At 73.3% G+C, this 18059-nt stretch carries 16 protein-coding genes and 1 pseudogene; 6 read left to right on the top strand and 11 right to left on the bottom strand.

Going from position 1 to position 18059, the window contains the following annotated elements:
- Nucleotides 1-705: 705 nt before the first annotated feature.
- The gene (locus BX283_RS39485) at nt 706-3438 is read left to right on the top strand and encodes an AAA family ATPase (protein WP_180357523.1); all 2733 of its coding nucleotides are present in this window, start codon (nt 706-708) and stop codon (nt 3436-3438) included.
- Between the two features lie 101 nt (nt 3439-3539).
- On the opposite strand, the gene ccrA is transcribed toward BX283_RS39485, so the two are convergent.
- From ccrA to BX283_RS39455, 6 genes are all read right to left on the bottom strand, one after another.
- The gene (gene ccrA / locus BX283_RS39480; protein ID WP_101393005.1) at nt 3540-4871 is read right to left on the bottom strand and encodes a crotonyl-CoA carboxylase/reductase; all 1332 of its coding nucleotides are present in this window, start codon (nt 4869-4871) and stop codon (nt 3540-3542) included.
- A gap of 170 nt (nt 4872-5041) precedes the next feature.
- Nucleotides 5042-5689: an NADPH-dependent F420 reductase gene (locus tag BX283_RS39475; RefSeq protein ID WP_101393004.1), complete on the bottom strand. Its 648-nt coding sequence runs from the start codon at nt 5687-5689 to the stop codon at nt 5042-5044.
- A 176-nt stretch (nt 5690-5865) separates the two neighbouring features.
- Nucleotides 5866-7212, bottom strand: a complete 1347-nt coding sequence (locus BX283_RS39470) for a replicative DNA helicase (RefSeq protein ID WP_101393003.1) — start codon at nt 7210-7212, stop codon at nt 5866-5868.
- A 17-nt stretch (nt 7213-7229) separates the two neighbouring features.
- Nucleotides 7230-8627, bottom strand: a complete 1398-nt coding sequence (locus BX283_RS39465) for a hypothetical protein (RefSeq protein ID WP_101393002.1) — start codon at nt 8625-8627, stop codon at nt 7230-7232.
- A gap of 351 nt (nt 8628-8978) precedes the next feature.
- Nucleotides 8979-9281 (bottom strand): helix-turn-helix domain-containing protein, encoded by a 303-nt coding sequence (locus BX283_RS39460; RefSeq protein ID WP_101393001.1) that lies wholly within the window; start codon nt 9279-9281, stop codon nt 8979-8981.
- A 139-nt stretch (nt 9282-9420) separates the two neighbouring features.
- Nucleotides 9421-10050 (bottom strand): lipoprotein, encoded by a 630-nt coding sequence (locus BX283_RS39455; protein WP_101393054.1) that lies wholly within the window; start codon nt 10048-10050, stop codon nt 9421-9423.
- Nucleotides 10051-10328: 278 nt separating this feature from the next.
- Between BX283_RS39455 and BX283_RS39450 the strand changes: the two are divergent.
- Nucleotides 10329-10961: pseudogene (locus BX283_RS39450) on the top strand (squalene/phytoene synthase family protein); the annotation flags it as partial.
- Between the two features lie 188 nt (nt 10962-11149).
- Here BX283_RS39450 and BX283_RS39445 read toward each other — a convergent pair.
- Entirely contained in the window at nt 11150-11617 is a 468-nt protein-coding gene (locus tag BX283_RS39445; RefSeq protein ID WP_101392999.1) for a hypothetical protein, read from the bottom strand.
- A gap of 321 nt (nt 11618-11938) precedes the next feature.
- On the opposite strand from BX283_RS39445, the gene BX283_RS39440 reads away from it, so the two are divergent.
- Complete coding sequence (locus BX283_RS39440; protein WP_101392998.1) at nt 11939-12568, top strand: class I SAM-dependent methyltransferase; 630 nt, start codon at nt 11939-11941, stop codon at nt 12566-12568.
- Nucleotides 12569-12651: 83 nt separating this feature from the next.
- Here the strand turns inward: BX283_RS39440 and BX283_RS39435 are convergent, their stop codons facing one another.
- Nucleotides 12652-14223 carry a hypothetical protein gene (locus BX283_RS39435; RefSeq protein ID WP_101392997.1) on the bottom strand — a complete coding sequence of 524 codons (1572 nt, stop codon included), beginning with the start codon at nt 14221-14223 and terminating at the stop codon, nt 12652-12654.
- Between the two features lie 429 nt (nt 14224-14652).
- On the opposite strand from BX283_RS39435, the gene BX283_RS39430 reads away from it, so the two are divergent.
- Nucleotides 14653-14904, top strand: coding sequence for a hypothetical protein (locus BX283_RS39430; RefSeq protein WP_143676652.1), 252 nt, complete (start codon nt 14653-14655; stop codon nt 14902-14904).
- A 57-nt stretch (nt 14905-14961) separates the two neighbouring features.
- Here the strand turns inward: BX283_RS39430 and BX283_RS39425 are convergent, their stop codons facing one another.
- From BX283_RS39425 to BX283_RS39415, 3 genes are all read right to left on the bottom strand, one after another.
- Complete coding sequence (locus tag BX283_RS39425; RefSeq protein WP_101392995.1) at nt 14962-15234, bottom strand: hypothetical protein; 273 nt, start codon at nt 15232-15234, stop codon at nt 14962-14964.
- Nucleotides 15234-15464, bottom strand: coding sequence for a hypothetical protein (locus tag BX283_RS39420; RefSeq protein ID WP_101392994.1), 231 nt, complete (start codon nt 15462-15464; stop codon nt 15234-15236). The genes BX283_RS39425 and BX283_RS39420 overlap by 1 nt, the downstream gene beginning before the upstream one ends.
- Nucleotides 15465-15576: 112 nt before the next feature.
- Entirely contained in the window at nt 15577-15867 is a 291-nt protein-coding gene (locus tag BX283_RS39415) for a hypothetical protein (RefSeq protein WP_101392993.1), read from the bottom strand.
- A gap of 85 nt (nt 15868-15952) precedes the next feature.
- Here BX283_RS39415 and BX283_RS39410 point away from each other — a divergent pair, with 85 nt between their 5' ends.
- Nucleotides 15953-16909, top strand: coding sequence for a GlxA family transcriptional regulator (locus BX283_RS39410; RefSeq protein ID WP_101392992.1), 957 nt, complete (start codon nt 15953-15955; stop codon nt 16907-16909).
- A 139-nt stretch (nt 16910-17048) separates the two neighbouring features.
- The gene (gap, locus tag BX283_RS39405; protein ID WP_101392991.1) at nt 17049-18047 is read left to right on the top strand and encodes a type I glyceraldehyde-3-phosphate dehydrogenase; all 999 of its coding nucleotides are present in this window, start codon (nt 17049-17051) and stop codon (nt 18045-18047) included.
- Nucleotides 18048-18059: the final 12 nt, after the last annotated feature.

Raw genomic sequence — 18059 nt, 5'->3', positions numbered from 1 at the left:
AATACGGCCGCAGTGACCCTCGACACAAATACTGTGGACGTTCTCCGAATTTACCTGCCGTTAACAATTACCCGGCCGTTGATAAGCGATGGGCGAAGAGTGGGTCGAACTGCGATCGGGCAGCCAATTCGGACGAGACAAAACGCTACGTCCACTCCCGCCATAGGCCAACCCTTACCCTCGCTCCCCTATCTCCTGTTACCCCGGCATTACGGGATAGGGGTGGCCGCCCCCACCTGGGACCCGGCCCGCCGGGGACCGGCCGGGGACCGGGCGACGGGTCCGCCGAAAACCCATCAGCGCAGGTCGAACCGGCCATAGGGGTTGACCGCTAGGGGGTGCGCCTCGCTAGGTTCACTGTTCAACAGCACCCTCCAATACCGGCCAATTGGTGAAACCGACCGATTACTAGGCGTAGTGCAACCGGAATTACCCCCTCCTCTACGCCGCGGACACGGCCGGGATCACACCCTTATGGAGTCGCCACTGAGTTCGCCGTCTCACTAGAATCACGGATAGCAACACGACGGCCATAACAGGCCACCACAGCACGGGGGACGCATGACCTTTGCAGGAGGGCGCTCCGAGAGCGCCCCGGACGCACCGCGAAATACCGGATCCGTCACTTCGCGGACATCAGGCAATCCGCTCGGACAGGGAGCAGTGGCGCAACGCGGCAGCAGAGGTCAGGCAAAAGGGCAAAGGATGGTATTCCCCGAACGCGCGGAACAGCTGGCCCTGCTGGAAAACGCCCTCGGCGATGTACTGGGCGGGCGCGGGCAGGTCGTCACCGTCACCGGCCCGGTCGGCTCGGGAAAGACCGAACTCACCCACCAGTTCGCCGCGCTCGCCGCCGAGCGGGGGGTACGGGTGGTGCGCACCCACGCCTCCCCGGGTGAGGTGGGGCCGGGGCTCGGCATCTTCGGGCAGATCCTGGAGTCCTGCCCGTCGGCCGACGAACTGCGCGCCCGGCTCACCTCCTCCGGCGAGACGCTCTCGCCGCAGCTGATGCTCTCCGTCTGCCACGACCTGCTGCGCTCGGCCTCCCGCAGGCCGCTCCTCCTGATCGCCGACGACGTCCACCTCACCGACGCCGACTCCCTGAGCGGTCTGCTCTACCTGGTCCGCCACTCGCGCAGCGCCCCGGTGATGCTGGTACTGGTCGCCGGCGAGTACTCGCAGCAGACCATTCCGCTCTTCCACGCCGAGCTGCTGCGCGAGCCGCACCACCGCCAGATCCAGCTGCCGCTGCTGTCGGTGCGCGGGGTCGCCGCGGTCCTGGCCGAGCGGCTCGGCGAGGCCGCCGCCCAGCGCCTGGCCCCCGCCGCCCACGCGGTGGCCGGCGGCAACCCGCTGGTGGTCCGGGCCCTGCTCGAAGAGCACCTGAGCAACCATCAGGACCCCCTCAAGGAGGCCCTGGACCCGGGCGAGGCCTCCGCCATGGCGGTGCTGGCCTGTCTGCACCACAGCGGGGTGGCCGGTCTGGAGGTGGCCCGCGCCCACGTCCTGCTGGGCCGCTACGGCACTCCCGAGCTCAGGTCCGAGCTGACGTCCCTGCCCCGCCGGGTGGTCGACCACTTCACCGAATCGCTGCGCGAGGCCGGGCTGTTGCGCGAGGACGGACAGCTGCGCCACCCGGCGGCAGCGGCGGCCGTCATGCACGATCTGGATCTGGCCGACACGTCCACGGTGCGGCTGCGCGCCGCCGAGCTGCTGCACGGCGAGGGCGCCTGCCCGCTCGCGATCGCCCAGCATCTGGCCGCCGCCGACCGCCTCGACCGCCCCTGGCACGTCTCCCTGCTGCGCCGGGCCGCGGAGGAGGCCCTGGACCGGCGGGAGTCGGGCCTGGCCCTGCAGTATCTGGACCTGGCGCTGCGCGAGAGCCGCGACGACGAGGAGCGCGCGCTGATCACCGCCGCCAAGGTCCGCGTCGAGTGGCTGACCAACCCGGCCCGTGCCATGCCCCACTTCGCGGCCCTGCTCAGCGCGTTCGACCGCGGCCAGCTGCCGGACCTGGACGCGGTCATCCTGGCCCGCGCCCTGACCTGGCACGGCCGGGAGGAGGAGAGCGCCGCGATCCTGAGCACCATCTCCTCGCGCGAGCACGCCCCGGAGGTGCGCCGGGCGCTGCACACCACCGCCCAGTCGCTGCGCAGCACCCACCCCGACTCGGCGGTGGTGCGGTGGGAGCAGCGCACCGCACCCCCCGCGCCCGGCCTGGAACCGGCCGCCCCGCTGCCCGACGAGGCGGTGATGTGGGAGCACCTGCGCGACGGCGACCACGCGGCGGCCGCGCGGCTCGCCGAGGACCTGCTGTACGGCGACCAGTCGCCGGACTACTGGCGCGGTCCGCGCGGCAGCGCCGTGTGCGTGCTGGTGTACGCCCATGAGCTCGACCGGGCCCAGCACTGGACCACTCTCTTCTTCCAGGACGCCGAGCCGGGCTTCCGTACCTGGCACGCCGTGCAGGCCACCGTCCTGGCCGAGGTGGCCCGGCGCCGCGGCGACTTGCCGGAGGCCTCCCACCGCGCCCAGGAGGCGCTGCGGCTGATGAGCCCCCGGGCGTGGGGACCCCAGATCGAACTGCCGCTGGCGTCCCTCATCTCCGCCGCCACCGCCATGGGCCATCTGAGCACGGCCGCCGACTGGCTGGCCTTCCCGCGCCCCGAGGACGCCCCCAAGACCCGCTACCACCTGCACTATCTGGAGGCGCGCGGCCACCATCACCTGGCCGAGGGGCGCTATCTGCCGGCGCTGCGGGACTTCATGGCGTGCGGCGGGCTGATGGAGAGCTGGGACATGGACATCGCGGCCGTGGTCCCCTGGCGCCTGGGCGTGGCCGAGGCGCTGCTCGGACTCGGGCAGCTCGAACGCGCCGCCGAGCTCCTGGACTGCCAGGAGGCACGGCCGGGCGCCGCGCACCCGCGGGTGCGCGGCACGCTGCTGCGGCTGCGCGCGGGCACCGTCAAGCCGCGTGAGGCGGTGGACCTCCTGCGCAAGGCCGCCGAGGTGCTCGACACGGACGAGCTGCCGGTCGAGCTGCTGGCGGCCCTGATCGACCTCAACCGGGTGTACGTGGAGCTCGGCGACTCGCACCGGGCGCGCTTCACCGCCCGCCGCGTCTGGCAGATCGCGGCCCAGTGCGGAGCCGAGGCCCGGGTACGGGCCGCGCTGCTGCCCGAGTTCAGCACCGCCCGCACCGGCGCGGGCACGCCCCCGGCGACCAAGGACACCCTCCAGAGCGTCCTGAGCGAGGCCGAGCTGCGGGTCGCCGAGCAGGCCGCGCGCGGCTACACCAACCGGGAGATCGCCGACCGTCTGTTCATCACGGTCAGCACGGTCGAGCAGCACCTGACCCGGGTCTACCGCAAGCTCCAGGTGGGCGGCCGCAGCGATCTGCAGAGCCGGGTCTCCCCGCATCTGCGGGGCACCGCCTGAGAGCCCGCCCTCGAACGGTCCCTGTCCGGCGCCGCGCCTTCGCGCGCGGCGCCGGACGGCGTCCGCCCGTACTCGTCGACCGAACCGCCCGCCCGTATCTGTCAGCCCGTCAGGGCCCCGGCGTGGAACGGCCGCAGTTTCGCCTCGCCGATGCGCTCGCGCAGCGCGGGGTCGGTGACGCCCAGGCCCTCACGCGGTGCCAGGCACAGCACCCCGACCTTGCCCAGGTGGGCGTTGTCCTGGAGGAGCCGGGCGGCCTCGCCGACCTCGGCCAGCGGGTAGGTGCGCGAGAGCACCGGGGAGAGCCGCCCCAGCGTCAGGAGCCGGTTGCACTCCCACGCTTCTTGGTAGTTGGCGGCGTGCGACCCGATGACCCGCTTGAGGTTCATCCACAGATAGCGGTTGTCGAAGGTGTGCCAGGCCCCGGAGCCGGAACCGCAGGTGACCACCACACCGCCGCGCCGCACCACGTACACGGAGATCCCGAACGTCGCCTCGCCGGTGGCGTCGAACGCGATGTGCGGGTCCTCCCCGACCTCGCTCCTGATCACCCGTCCCAGCCTGCGCCCCAGCTCCGCCGCGCCGAGTCCGCTCTCGTCCAGGCCCAGTTCGGTGCGGTCGATCACCACGTCGCAGCCGAGCTCCGCCACCCGGCGCGCCTTGTCGGCGCCCGAGACCACGCCGACGGCGATACCGCCCGCGTTGCGCACCAGCTGCACGGCGAAGGAGCCGATGCCCCCGGCCGCGCCCCAGATCAGCACGATGTCGCCCTGCTTGACGCGGGCGCCGCGCTCACCCACCAGCATCCGGTACGCGGTCGAGGCGCACAGCGTGCTGGAGGCGGCCTCCTCCCACGTCAGGTGGGGCGCCTTGGGCAGCAGCTGGTCGGCGCGGGCCAGCGAGTAGTGGCCCAGGCCACCGTAGTTGGTCTGGGCGCCCCAGATCCGCTGCTCGCCGCTGAGCATGCCGTCGGCGTGGGTGGCGGGCTCCTGGGAGTCCACCCAGGCCCCGGCCACCACCACGTGGTCCCCCACGTTCCAGCGGCGCACCGCCGAGCCCACCCGGACCACGACGCCCGCCGCGTCCGAGCCGACCGCGTGGAAGGGCTGGTCGTGCCGCTGCTCGAAGCCGCCCTCGCGGCCCAGCTCCTCCAGCGCGGCGAAGGAGGGGCGCGGGGCGAACGTCGCGGCCGCCAGCGTGTGGTGGTCGACGGCGCTGGCCATGGTGGCGATCAGCACCTCGTCCGGGGCGAGCTCCGGCATCGGCACCGCACCGACGCGCAGGGACCTGCGCACATCGCGGTCGGCCGCGTCGCCGAAGATCTCCACCTCGTCCTTGCGCAGATGCGCGGCGGTGTACTCGTACGGCACCGCGGCACGCTCCAGCTCGCCCGGCGGGGCCCCCTCGATCACCGCTTCGGCCAAAGCGTCCATGGCAGTTACCTCTCCCTCGGTGTCGGCACCCGGCGCCGACGACGTTACGGGCGGCTTCCGCGCGGCCCAACCCTTAGCTTTCGCGGGCCACCCCTACCCCTGTGAGCAGGGGTGACGCGGCCGCGGGCGGGCGGTGTGCGCCGGCCCGCGGCCACGGCGGGGGCGCCGGGTCAGGCGCGGGCCACCGAGAGGTTGAACTCCGGGCTCTGGAAGGTGGTGTAGAGCCGGACGAACAGCAGGAGCGCGGCCTCGGTCGCGCGGGCGCTGACCACGTCGCCGATGTCGAGGATCTGGGCCTCGCCCCAGCCGAACGACTTCAGCAGCGCGGCGACCTCGGCCTTGGCGGCCGCGTCGTCACCGCTGAGGAACGCGGTGTGGTGGCCGGGGATGCGGCCGGGGTCGACCATGACCTGTCCGGCCATCGTGTTGAGCGTCTTGACGATACGGGCCTCGGGGAAGGCCTTCTGGAGCTGCTCGGCGACGCTGCTGCCGTCCTCCTGGGTGACGACCGACAGCACGCCGTCCTTGACCTCGGTGGCGTTGGAGACGTCGACGACGACCTTGCCGCGCAGGTTGTCGGCGCCGGCCGCGGTGAGCACGTCGAGCGAGGCGAGCCCCGGCGCGGTGTTGATCAGGAACTCGGAGGCGGCGGCGGCCTCGGCTATGCCCGCCACCGTCGCGCCGATCTCCTCGGCCCAGGGCGCGACCGGGGAGTCGCCGGCGTCACGCGAGCCCAGCGTGACCTCGTGGCCGAGGGACACCAGCTTGGGGGCGAGGACCTTGGCGACGTTGCCGGTTCCCAGCAGGGCGATCTTCATCTGTGTTCAGCCGTTTCTTTCGAGGTACTGGTGCTCTTGCTCCCACGCCAACCCGCACCACCTCGATGATCTTCCCGAACCGGTCGCGCAGCCGGTTTTACGGGCCAACTCCCCCTGCACTCAAGCGTGGAGGCCCAGGCGTGGAGGCCCAGGCGTGGAGGCCCAGGCGTGGAGGGCTAGGCGTGGAGGGAGGTCAGCCGCCCGTAGTGCCCCTGGAAGGCGAGTTCGACGACCCGGCCCGCGGCCCCGTTGCGGTTCTTGGCGACGATGGCCTCGACGGTGCCCGCCTTCGGTCCCGTATCCGCGCCGTCCTCGCCGAGTTCGCGGTGCAGCAGCACGATCACGTTCGAGTCCTGCTCGATCGCCGAGGACTCCTTGAAGTCGCTGACCAGCGGACGACGGCCCACCGCGCCCCGGTTGAACTGGGCGAGCGCGACCACCGGCACCCCGAACTCGCCCGCGAGCAGCTTCAGTCCGCGCGAGATCTCCCCGACCTCCTGGGCCCGGGTGGTGGCGCGCCCGGAGCGCTCGGGGGTCAGCAGTTGCAGATAGTCGACGACGACCAGCGCGGGCGGCCGCCCCTGCGCGGCCATCCAGCGGATCCGGGAGCGCAGGGTGGCCACGCTCAGCGAGGGCGTGTCGTCCAGCAGCACCGGGGCCCGCTGGAGCTCCCCGGTCACCTCCGCCATCCGCTGCCAGTCCGCGTCCTCGACCCGGCGGCGCACCAGCCGGTCCAGGGGGACCGTGGCCTCCGACGCGAACAGCCGCGCCACCAGCTCCTTGCCGCCCATCTCCAGCGACGCCATCAGCACCGGGCGTCCCCGGCGCAGCCCCACGTGCGCCACCAGGTTCATCGCGAACAGCGACTTGCCGCCGCCGGTCGTGGCGCCGACCGTGATCAGCTGCCCGGGCTTGAGCTCCACCACCGCGTTCAGGTCCGGCCAGGGCGTGTCGAGTGCGTCGGGGTCGCGGCCCGCCTCCAGTTCGTCCACGAACTGCGGTACGAGGTCGCCCAGCCACAGCGAGCGCCGCTCGCCGCCGTCCCCCGCGAGCCCCCGCAGCTCGGCCAGTACGGCCTCGGCCGCGTCCTCGGGTCCGACCTCGGCCATGCCCGCCCGTTGCAGCCCGGCGGTGAGCGTCCGGATCAACTGGCGGCGCCGGGCCGTCTCGACGACCTTCTCGGCGTAGTGCCCGGCGTTGGCCGCGGTCGGCACCGCCTGCACCAGGGCGTGCAGATACGCGGCCCCGCCGACCCGGGCGAGCGACCCGCGCCGCCCCAGCTCGGCCGCCACGGTGAGCGGGTCGGCCCGCACCCCCGGCCGGTCGTGCACGGCCAGCGCGGCCCGGTAGACCTCCTGGTGGGCGGGCTCGTGGAAGTCCGCGCCGGAACGCAGGACCGCCACCACGGCCTCGACCGCCCCGGGCGCGAGCAGCAGCGCGCCCAGGACCGCCTGTTCGGCCTCCCTGTCGTACGGCACGGCGAACGGCCCGGGGCCGCCGGAGCTGTCGTCGGGGCTGCTCATCGTGGGCTCCGTCCCGCTCAAGGGTTCACCCGGCCCTCGCGGCACACCGGGCAGGGCCCCGACCGCTGGAACCCGTCCTCACCCCGCGCCGTGCGCAGCCGGCTGACCGGGTCGCACTCGGGGTGCCCGCACCACGTGGCACCCGGCCGGGCGGGGTCCGTCGCGCCCGGGGCGCCGGTGGCGGTGGCCGGGCGCCGATAGGGCAGCCGTCCCACCCGTACGGTCTCCAGGGTGAGTTCGTAGTTGTTGATCCCGTCGGGGTTCGACATCAGCTGGGTGCGCAGCGCCTGGTCCAGTTCCCAGCCACGCTCCTGGGCCCTGGCCGCGAGGGCCGGGGCGATCCGGGCGGCGCTCTCGGGGCCCAGCACCCAGGGCCCGGTCAACGTCAGCAGCAGCTCACGGGCCCGCTCCACCTGTACGTCCGCGACGGCCGGGGCTGCCCCGGCCGGGTGCGGGGCCCGGACGGCCTCCCACCCCGGCCGGGGCCCCGGCACGCCGGGGTACGGCTCCGGTGCCGCGGCGCGACGGCGCGCGCGGAAGCGGGGCAGGTCCTCGATCCGGTCCCGCAGCACCGCCGCCGTATCGCGCCGTCCCGGGACCCGCCTGGTCAGCTCGTCCACCAGCTCCTCCCCCAGCGTCCAGCCCTGCCGCTCCGCCGACTCCGCGAGCAGGGACGCGAGGGCGGCGGCCGTCCGGCGCCCGCACGCCCAGCGCCCCGGCAGCTCGGCGAGGAACTCCTCGGCGGCCGCGACCGGTTCACCGGCCGCCTGGGGCGCCGCAGCGGGGACGGAGGAGGGAAGGGAGGAGGATTCCTCCTCCCCCTTGGGGGGAGTGGGGGGAGCATCCGCGTAAGGCGGCAGATCCGCATTCGCGCGCTGCGCAGGCGAAAGGCGGGTTTCCCGATCGCGGGTTTGCCGACTTGCGGATCCGGCTGCCGGATCCGCGGCCTTTCGGCTCCTGCCAGGCGGAACGCGGGTTTCCCGGCTTCCCCGCGAGCGCTCCGCGCCCGGACTGCCGGTTTCCCGCATTTCGCCGCCGACGTGCAGCGATGCGGTGATGCCGAGATCGACGTACTGCTGGTTGTTGGCGGGGTTGCGAAAGACCCGGGTGACCCAGGTCGGCCGCTGGGTGTCCTCGTCGAAGACGGGCAGATGGGCGATGTGGCCCGCTTTCTTGAGCCGGGCCACGACCCCGGCGAAGCGGTCCTTGCCCATCTTCCAGCCCGTCCCCTGGAGGTCCTTGCGGATCGCGTCGAGGGTCGAGGGAAGCCGGGGGTCGCGCAGCAGCAGGGCGGCGAGCACCCCGAGGTCCTCGGGTTGCAGACCGCTGGTCTCCACGACCAGCCGGGTCATGACGACCTCTTCGGGCAGCTCCCACGCCCGTTCCAGACGGCTGTTGCCCACGTCCTCGGTCATCGGCCGCCGCCGGGCGGACGTCGGCGGCAGGGTGGTTGGGGCTGGCGTTGCGGGCGGAGCGGGCGGTGCATGGGCGTGTCCCCGGAAGGTTGGGCAAGCCATGAGGGGAGCGAGACGGCGGCCGGGGCGGAAAAACACCCCCGAAGACGTTCAAGGTGACGGCAGGTATGGCATACCGCGGGGCGGCACGCTTATCCTGCATACCGGTGACCGCGCGGTGCCCCAGGGCACCACAGGTTTCACCCGGCAGGGAGGTCACCCTCGCTGCTCACGACTCGGAAGCTTGCAGTGCGTTGAGTCGACAGCTGGGAAGCGGTCTCCGTTGTGGCGACGGGGACCGCTTCGGCGTTTCTAGGGCGGGTCGGGAGCCGGGTCGAGCGCGGCGGGCACGGCCCCGGCTTGGCAGGCGGCCTCCGGGTACTTCTCGGCCAGCCCGCACAGCAAGCGGGCGTACAGCAGGCGGTGCGGCTGGCGGGGCTCGGCCTTCCCGCCCTCCCAGCGCACCACCTGCACACGGTGCACCCCCAGCGCCTCCGCGACCTCGGCCTGCGTCAGCCTGCCTGCCTGACGCAGGCGGGCCCGCACATGCGGGGGCGGCAGACCCGCGGACCGCGCCACCAGCGCGTCGACCCGCTCGAACACGTCTTGTGCCATCGGCCCCTCCCCTCCCTGGCTGCAAGATCGTCACTCTGAAAGCTACACAGGGGGATGACACTTGACGAGAGGGGGACGGAGGCGGAAGTAACCGGCGAGTAATGCAACCTTGTTCGTTTTGGCCGGTGCCGGGCAACCCCTACCGGGAGCTGGCGCGCAGACTCTTCTTGGCCAGTTCGTAGGCCGGGAGCATCTCCTTGTGCTCGTCGGTGTCCATGCCGCCCAGGTGCAGGACCACCGCGCCGCCGGGCGTGAGGACGGCCAGGGCGTGCTCCTGCTTCGACTCGTCGAGGAGCTTGCTGTACGTCTCGTACACGACCTCGGCGGCGGGCAGCGAGCCCGCCGTGATCTCCGTGTACGCCGCCTTCCCCGCGTTCTTGTCGGCGGCGACGAACGCCTCCAGCGCCGCGCGCGGGGTGCCTTGCTCGGCGCTGCTGGTCCAGGCACGCAGGAAGCCGATGTTCCCGGCGGGCTTGGCGTCGATCTCGCAGGCCATGGTGAACGGGCCCTGCTTGGCGAGGGCGTCCAGCGCGGTGCCGTCGAGCTTGACCGCCTTCGCCTTCCAGTGGTCGGCGGTGGTGAAGACCACGGGCAGGGGGCACGCCGATCCGGCGGCCCCGACGGTCCCGGCACCCGAGGCCGCCGGGGCGCCGGATGCCGGGGAGGCCTGCGCAGGGGGCTTGCCCGAGGACTCCGTCGCCCCGCCGCACCCCGTCAGCACGACTGCCGCCAGCGCGGCCGCGACCGCACCCCGTACCGGTATCCGCACCACAGGCCCTTGCCCCCGTATGTCTCGAAACGGCCGACCGGCCGACTAGGGGAGGTTAGCCGAACGCGGAGAGCGAGCGGTTCCCAGGTCATTCGCCTTCTCGCGGAACGGACGGCCGCCCGGGGTGGGGTGCCAAGATGATCCCGTCGGCGCGAACGGCCGCCGCTGCACAGCGACCGGGGAGGGGGCCGTAGCCCGCCGGGGCAACGGGCACGCCCGGCCCCAACCCCCACCACCCCCGAGGAGCGCAAGACTGTGACGACCGGGCCGAAGACGCCGCCCACCTCGACCCGGTGCTCGCGGCCCTGCGCCACACCGCCTCGGCCCACCCGCGCCTGCGCCCGCACATCGGCGCCTACCTGTTGGGCGGCGAGCTGGAGGCCCGGTGGACGGGCTTCGCCACCGAGGTCGACTTCCGGGCGTACGTCGACACGTACGCCCTGCCCGCCTTCATGGTCATCGCCTCGCTGCTCACCCCTCCCGGCGAAACGGAGGCCTTCGAGGCCGGGTGCCGCGCCTTCATCCTCGGCGGCCAGCGGCTCGACTTCCTCGAAGACCTCGCCGAGGACCTGCGCTCCGGCCGGCTCGGCATCTCCGAGGAGGCGCTCGCCGACTGCGGCCTGACCCGTGACGGACTGCTCGACCGGCCCGATCCCGCCCTGGTCCGAACGCTGGTCCGCCACCAGGCCGCACGCATCCGCCCCGACCTGAAAGCCGCCACGCGCCTGGAACACCTCGCCCTGCCCCCGCACCGGCCGTTCCTGCGCGCACTCGTCCGGCTCCAGTCCGCCCGCCTCGCCGCAGCGGAATCCCACGGACCGAAACTGCTGGAGAGCCCGCCCGGAGCCCCGCTGGGACGAGCCGCGACGATCCTCCTCCGCGCCCTCACCGCCCGGACGCCACGCCCCTGACCGGCCATGCGCCTGCCCCGCCACCCAGCGGCTCGACGTATCGCGGGTGACGGGGGATGCGTGCCCGGGGGCAGCCCTTGCCCCAGTGCTCGCGAGGCTGCAAGTGCTGGTGCGGGCCGGGGCCGCAATCCCCGGCCCGCACCAGGGCCACCGGGCTCACGTGGAGGGCGTGGGCCGGGTGGCGGTTCTCAGCGGTAGTAGTAGGCCTTGGCCTCGACGGTGTGCGCCTTGCCCTTCAGGTAGATGCGCATGTAGTAGGAGGAGCCGTTCTTCACCGAGGCCTTCACAGTCATCCAGCCGCCGTTGCAGTAGCCCCAGCCGCCCTTCTTGACGACCTTCTTGCCCTGGGTCCGTACGACGTCGATCTTGTACTTGGTGCCGTCACCCCCGTTCCAGCAGCGCGCGTTCACACCGAGCGTGCCGCTGCGCGGTACGAAGTCGGGCGTGGCCCAGTACTTCGTGGGCTTGTGGCTCTGCGGCCCCCAGATCAGGTGCCAGCTCCCCTTGGCCGCCGCCGCGTCCATGGGAGCGGCCGCGCTCTGCTGGGTGGCGGCCGGTGTGTGCGCGGGCGCCGCGTGGGCGGCGGGTGCGAGCGCGAGGCCGCCTCCCAGTGCCGCCGTGGCTGTCGCCAGCGCCAGGCTCTGACGTAAGTGCATGGTCCTTTCCTTCCCGGACCGCTGTCCGGGCCCCCGGTGAGGTGCCTCCGTCGGCCAGTGGTCCACGCGGCGCCCCGGTCCTCGTGCGGGCGGCCGCTGTCACGGTGAACCACGCTAGGGACGCCTCTGGGCGGCGTCGTCGAACGGTGGGTTGAAGCCGCGGGTAACCCACAGTCGTAGCCGGGCGGTTCCTACAACTTTGGTTGTACGGGGCTTCTTGAAGGGCTTCTCGAAGGGTCGGAATGCGGCCGTAGACCGGCTCCGAACAGCTCCGAACAGCCGCGAACAGCTGCGAGCAGCGCGGGTGTTAGTTTCCTCCCCGTGGTGAAGCACCAGGACGAGACCAGGGCCGCCTACGACGGGGTCGTCGAGCTGTACGCGTCGATGTTCGCCAACCGGCTGGAGACGCGGCCGTTCGCGCGGAACATGATCGCCACCTTCGCCGAGCTCGTACGTGACACCGGGAACCCGCGGACAGCCGACGTCGGCTGCGGCCCCGGTCATCTGACGGCCATGCTGCACGACTTGGGGCTGGACGCCTTCGGGCTCGACCTCTCCCCCGCCATGGTCGACCACGCTCGGCGGGCCCATCCCGCGCTGCGGTTCGACGAGGCGCGCATGGAGGCCCTGCCGGTCGAGGACGGCGCGCTCGGCGGCGTGCTGGCCCACTACTCGATGATCCATACCCCGCCCGGGGAACTGCCCGCGCTGCTCGCCGAGCAGGTGCGTGTCCTGGCACCGGGGGGCCTGCTCATGGTGTCGTTCTTCGGGACCGAGGGCCCGGAGCCGGTCCGTTTCGACCACAAGGTGGCGCCCGCCTACAGCTGGCCGCCGGAGCGGTTCGCCGAGTTGCTGGCCGGGGCCGGACTCGTCACCTTCGCCCGGTTGCTCCACGACCCGGCCTCCGAGCGGGGCTTCCTGGACACCCATCTGCTGGCCCGCCGCCCGTAGAGCGTGGGTCGTGGCCCGCGTCACGTGCTGAGCGCCCTGGAGACCGGTCGGCAGGGGATCGTCACCGGCGTGGGCGGAACCGGTCAGGCGCGTGGTCGCGCGTGGCGGCCGTAGCCGGGTCGGAACAGGGAGCGCAGGCGTCCGCGCGGGCGTTGCGGGCGGGTCGGGGGCTCCGGGGCCTCCGCCGGGACCCCTGCGCGGTCCGCGCACCGTGCCGGGGGCAGGGCGGGGCGTGGAACGGAACGGACCACCGTCCACGGGGCGGTGCCCGCGCCGAAGACGGTGGCCTGGCGGGGCGGTGCGGTGCAGGTGTCAGATGCTGACAGCCCTGACGGGGCTGACAGGGCTGACAGGGCCGGACGGGCGGTCGGCTGGGTGGTCGGACGGGTGGTCGGACGGGCGAGCCGCAGGGTGAGCTGGAGGGTCGGGGTGTCCGCGGTGGTGTACGGATCGGCGTAGTCGTGCCCGGGGAGCAGGAACGGGTCTGCCACGGTGTAGGGATCGACGTACGTGCCGTACGCGTCGTACGTGTAGGGGGAGTCGGGGGCGACAGGAGTGTAGGTCGCCGGGCGCAGGTGTTCCGCCGCGGTCGGCCAGGTCGCGGCTTCCTCGGCGGCCCGGGCCAGGGTGTCCTCGGCCTCCTTGACCGCGGCCAGCTCCACGTACCGGCGTCCCAGTTCCTCGCGCTCGCGGCGCAGTTCGACCACCTGGCCCTCGGCGACGCCGGTGGCGGCGATCGCCGCGTCCCGGTCCGCCCGCAGGCTCTCCGCCTCGTCCGTCAGCTGGACGACGTCGTCCCCGCGCCGGCGGGCGAGGACGGCCGCGCGCTGGGCCCGTTCCTCGGCCTCGCGCAGCCGGCCGCGCATACGGGCCAGGGCGGCGAGGTGTTCGGCCCGCTCCTGCTGCTGTCGGCGTACGGCCCGCTCCCGGGCGCTCTCCAGGTGGGCCGTGTACTCGCGCAGGGCATCGCGTTCGGCGGCGAGCAGATGCTGACGGAACCGGTCGGGGTCGTGGTGGCGCAGGAGGGTGAAGTAGGCGTACATCAGGGCCTGGTGGTCGTGCGCGGACAGCGCGCGGCCGTCCTCGGCGAGCAGGCGCAGCAGCAGCTCCAGCTCGTGCAGCTGCGGTGTACGCGTCCCCTCGGTCCAGGCCCTGAGCAGGTTCGGGGACATGGCCTTGGCCTGCTCGGCCGGCAGGTGCTTCTCCAGGCGGCGGCTGAGGGCGCCGTAGTCCCCCGGCCGGTCGAGGACCGCGCCGCGCAGCTGTGCGGCGAACGCCCCCGGCAGCGGCCCCTCGGCACGGCGGGTGAGGTCGGAGCGCCACGCCGCCCACAGGACGTGGGCCTCCTCCCACACCTCGCTCTCGCGGGCCCGCCGCTCCTCGTCGGGCAGTTGGGTGTGGCACGGGTCCATCCGCAGCAGCTGCCGCACCACGCGCAGCAGGTTCTTCTCGGTGGTGGGGCGCTCGCATTTGAGGATCAGGCACGCCGTCTGATGCGACAGGGGCTCCGGGGGTACGCCGGTGCTGATGCGGCGCGAGATGTCGCGCCCCGACGGGCTGCCCGCGGCGACCGTCAGCCGCTCCAGCAGCTCGCGCAGGCGCTGCTGCGGGCCCACCGGTTCCTCGTGCTCATGCGCCAGCTGCGGTACGGGCACGGCCGGGCCCCCTGTCAGATCTCGTCAGAAAAAACGAGAGTCCCACAGGTCAACGCCGCGTAAGCGCCGTGTCAGGAACGCACTGACGGTCGCTGCCCGGTCGAAGCGGTACGGGTGCCGCCCGCCGGGGGCGTCTCCTGGAAGGGCCGGTCGGTGATCCGCCGCCGGTTTTCACGAACCGGGCCGCCGTCAGCGGGCAGCGGGGGCGGCCCGGCCCTTCACGCCACAAGGGGCGCAATGAGTCATCCTAAAGAGCGAGGTGTCCGACGCGGGTATGTTTACCGCCACCGGGCCGCGGAGCGGGCACTCCCTGGCCGCCGACCGCGAGGCGCCCGGCCCGGCGGCGGCCGTGCAGCACGCGCCGGGGCCGTCCTCCTGATCCTCCTCGCCGCCACCGCTCCCGCCCAACCGGCCGGACACACACGAGTGGTGGCGACCGCGTGGGTACACCCGGCGCCACCGAACGCCCCGGCCACCGCCCCGGCACGGCCGGACGCCTCAGCCACCGAGCCGCCGGACGCCCCGGCGATCGTCCCCGCGCAGCAGCCCCTGGACCTGTCCTGGAACGCGCTGCTGCGGACGGGCCTGCCCGGCTTCCTCGCCTCCCTCGGCTCCGGCACGGTCCTCGCGGTCACCGCGTGGTGCATCAAGAAGCTCGCCGCGCGGCGGGGCGAGCCGTAGGGGGCGGCGAGCCGGGCGTCGGCTCGGCATCGGAGCCCTGGTGAGCTCGCCGCGCCGCTACACCTCGATGTACGCGACGACCACCACGGTGCGCAGCGCGGTCAGGCAGTACAGGATCCGCACCGCTTCGATCTCGTCCGCGTACTCGCGCAGTTCGGGGCCGGAGGCGTTGCCCGGGATCGGGGTGCCGCTTTCGGGGGTGACCGAGAGGGCCACCAGGGCGCGGTCCAGGGCGTGGATCTCGCGTTCGGTGGTGAGCTCTTCGAGCTGCTTGGCCGCGGAGTCGCTGAACGCGATCCGGGCGCGCCGGGGGCCGTGGCCGGACGCCATCAGGCCACGGCCGGGCGCTGGGCGACGAGGCGGGCGAGGTGCTGCTCGCGCAGGTCCTCCCACGGCGTGCACTCCTCCGCCGACGGCAGGCCATGGGTGGCGATGTCCTCCAGTACGGCGGCGAGCCGGTCGGCGTTCTCGCGGGTCCTGGCGGCGTAGGCGCGTACCGCGTCGGCGGCCGCGGGCTCCAGCTGCTGCCGTGCGGCGGCGGGGGCCGGCTCTTGGCTCATCGAGGGCTCCTGGGCAGTCCTTCGGCGTACCCCTTCACGGTATCGCCGGGGCGGCCCGCCCGGACCCCGTACGGATGAAGCGGCCCCTCCCCTTCGGCCCGCCCGGCACGCGTCAGCCGGACAGGACGCTGACCAGCACCCCCAGGGACAGGACGAGGCCGGCGATCAGGAACCACCAGCCGACGATCTTCTGAATCACCGTCGTGGTGCGGTCCGCCGGGGCGGACGGGCCCGGCCCGGCCTGCCGGCGGTGCCACGTCGCCAGGCCCTTGAAGTCGGTGACGATCGCCCCGCCCAGCGCCGCCACCAGCAGGGGGAACACCACGGCGGCGATCTGGCCGCCGAGGCTCAACTCCCCCACCGGCGTACCCTCCATCGCGATCGCCGCTGCCAGCTGTCGCACCGCGCCTCCCCCGTCCCGTCCGAGCGACGGACACGAGCATGCTAGGCCGCGAAGCGCGCCCCGCTCCCCCTCGTACGCTTGGCCCGTGCCGATCTCCCCGCGCCGACGCGTCGCCGTACTCGTACTCGAAGGCGCGAAGCCGCTCGACGTCGGGATTCCCGCGCAGGTGTTCACGACCCGCGCGAGCATGCCGTACGAGGTACGGGTCTGCGGGGCGGAACCCGGGCTGGTGGCCGGGGGTGACGGGCTGTCGTACTCCGTCGCCCACGGCCTGGACGCGCTGGCGTGGGCGGACATCGTCTTCGTCCCCGGGTACCGCTTCCCGGGCCGCGAGGATCCGCCGCCGGCCGTTCTCGACGCGCTGGTCGCCGCCCACCAGCGGGGCGCGCGGCTCGCCGCCATCTCCACCGGCGCCTTCGCGCTCGCCGCGACGGGCCTGCTCGACGGCAGGCGCGCCACCACGCACTGGCACTACGCGCGGGCCCTCGCCGCCAAGCACCCCCTCGTACGGGTCGACGAGAACGTCCTGTTCGTCGACGAGGGCAGTGTGCTGACGTCGGCGGGCGCGGCCTCCGGCATCGACCTGTGCCTGCACATCCTGCGCGGCGACCTCGGGGTGGCCGCGTCCAACCACGCGGCCCGGCGCCTGGTCGCGGCGCCCTACCGCAGCGGCGGGCAGGCTCAGTACGTGCCGCGCAGCGTGCCCGAGCCGCTCGGCGAGCGGTTCGCCGCGACCCGCGAGTGGGCGCTGCACCGCCTGGACGAGCCGCTGACCCTGGAGGCGCTGGCGCGGCACGCGGCGGTGTCGGCGCGTACGTTCTCGCGGCGGTTCGTCGACGACACCGGGTACACGCCGATGCAGTGGGTGATGCGTGCCCGGATCGATCTGGCCCGTGAGCTGCTGGAGCGCTCCGAGCGGAGTGTGGAGCAGATCGCGACGGACGTGGGTCTTGGCACGGGGGCGAATCTGCGGCTGCACTTCCAGCGGGTGCTGGGGACGACGCCGAGCGAGTACCGGCGTACGTTCGCGCAGGGCGAGTAGCCGAGACCGTACGGCGACCGCGGCGCCTGGCGAGATCCTTTCGAACCGTGGCGCTCACGCCGCTGCCACCGCGCGGCGCCCGCGCGCGAGGCTGGAGGCGAACCTCAGAGGCAGGCTCAGGGACGAAGGGACACGACCCATGACTCGTATCGCCATCAACGGATTCGGCCGCATCGGACGCAATGTGCTGCGCGCGCTGCTGGAGCGCGACAGCGAGCTGGAGGTCGTCGCCGTCAACGACCTCACCGAGCCCGCCGCCCTCGCCCGGCTGCTCGCCTTCGACTCGACGTCGGGCCGGCTCGGCCGCCCGGTGAGCGTGGACGGGGACACGCTCGTCGTCGACGGCCGCCGCATCAAGGTGCTCGCCGAGCGCGAGCCGGCCGACCTGCCGTGGGCCGAGCTGGGCGTCGACCTCGTCCTGGAGGCGACCGGCCGCTTCACCTCGGCGAAGGCCGCCCGCGCTCACCTCGACGCGGGCGCGCGGAAGGTCCTGGTCAGCGCGCCGTCGGAGGGCGCCGACGTCACCCTCGCGTTCGGCGTCAACACCGACGCGTACGACCCCGAGGCGCACACCATCGTCTCCAACGCCTCCTGCACCACGAACGCGCTGGCCCCGCTGGCGTCCGTACTCGACGAACTCGCCGGTATCGAGCACGGGTTCATGACGACCGTGCACGCCTACACCCAGGAGCAGAACCTCCAGGACGGCCCGCACCGCGACCCCCGCCGCGCCCGCGCCGCCGGGGTCAACATCGTGCCGACCACGACGGGCGCGGCCAAGGCGATCGGCCACGTCCTGCCCAACCTCGACGGCAAGCTGTCCGGCGACTCGATCCGGGTGCCGGTCCCGGTGGGCTCGATCGTCGAGCTCAACACGACGGTCGCGCGTGATGTGACGCGCGAGGACGTGCTGGCCGCGTACCGCGCGGCGGCACAGGGTCCGCTCGCGGGCGTACTGGAGTACTCGGACGACGCGCTGGTGTCCTCCGACATCACCGGCAACCCCGCCTCGTCCATCTTCGACTCGGCTCTGACGCGGGTGGACGGCCGTCATGTGAAGGTCGTCGCCTGGTACGACAACGAGTGGGGTTTCTCCAACCGGGTGATCGACACGCTGGAGCTGCTCGCGCGGCGCTGACAGCCGTACGGG

This window comes from Streptomyces sp. TLI_146 (assembly GCF_002846415.1).
Lineage (GTDB): Bacteria > Actinomycetota > Actinomycetes > Streptomycetales > Streptomycetaceae > Streptomyces.
The sequence above is the reverse complement of the archived record's forward strand: the minus strand, read 5'-3'. Positions and strand labels throughout refer to the sequence as shown.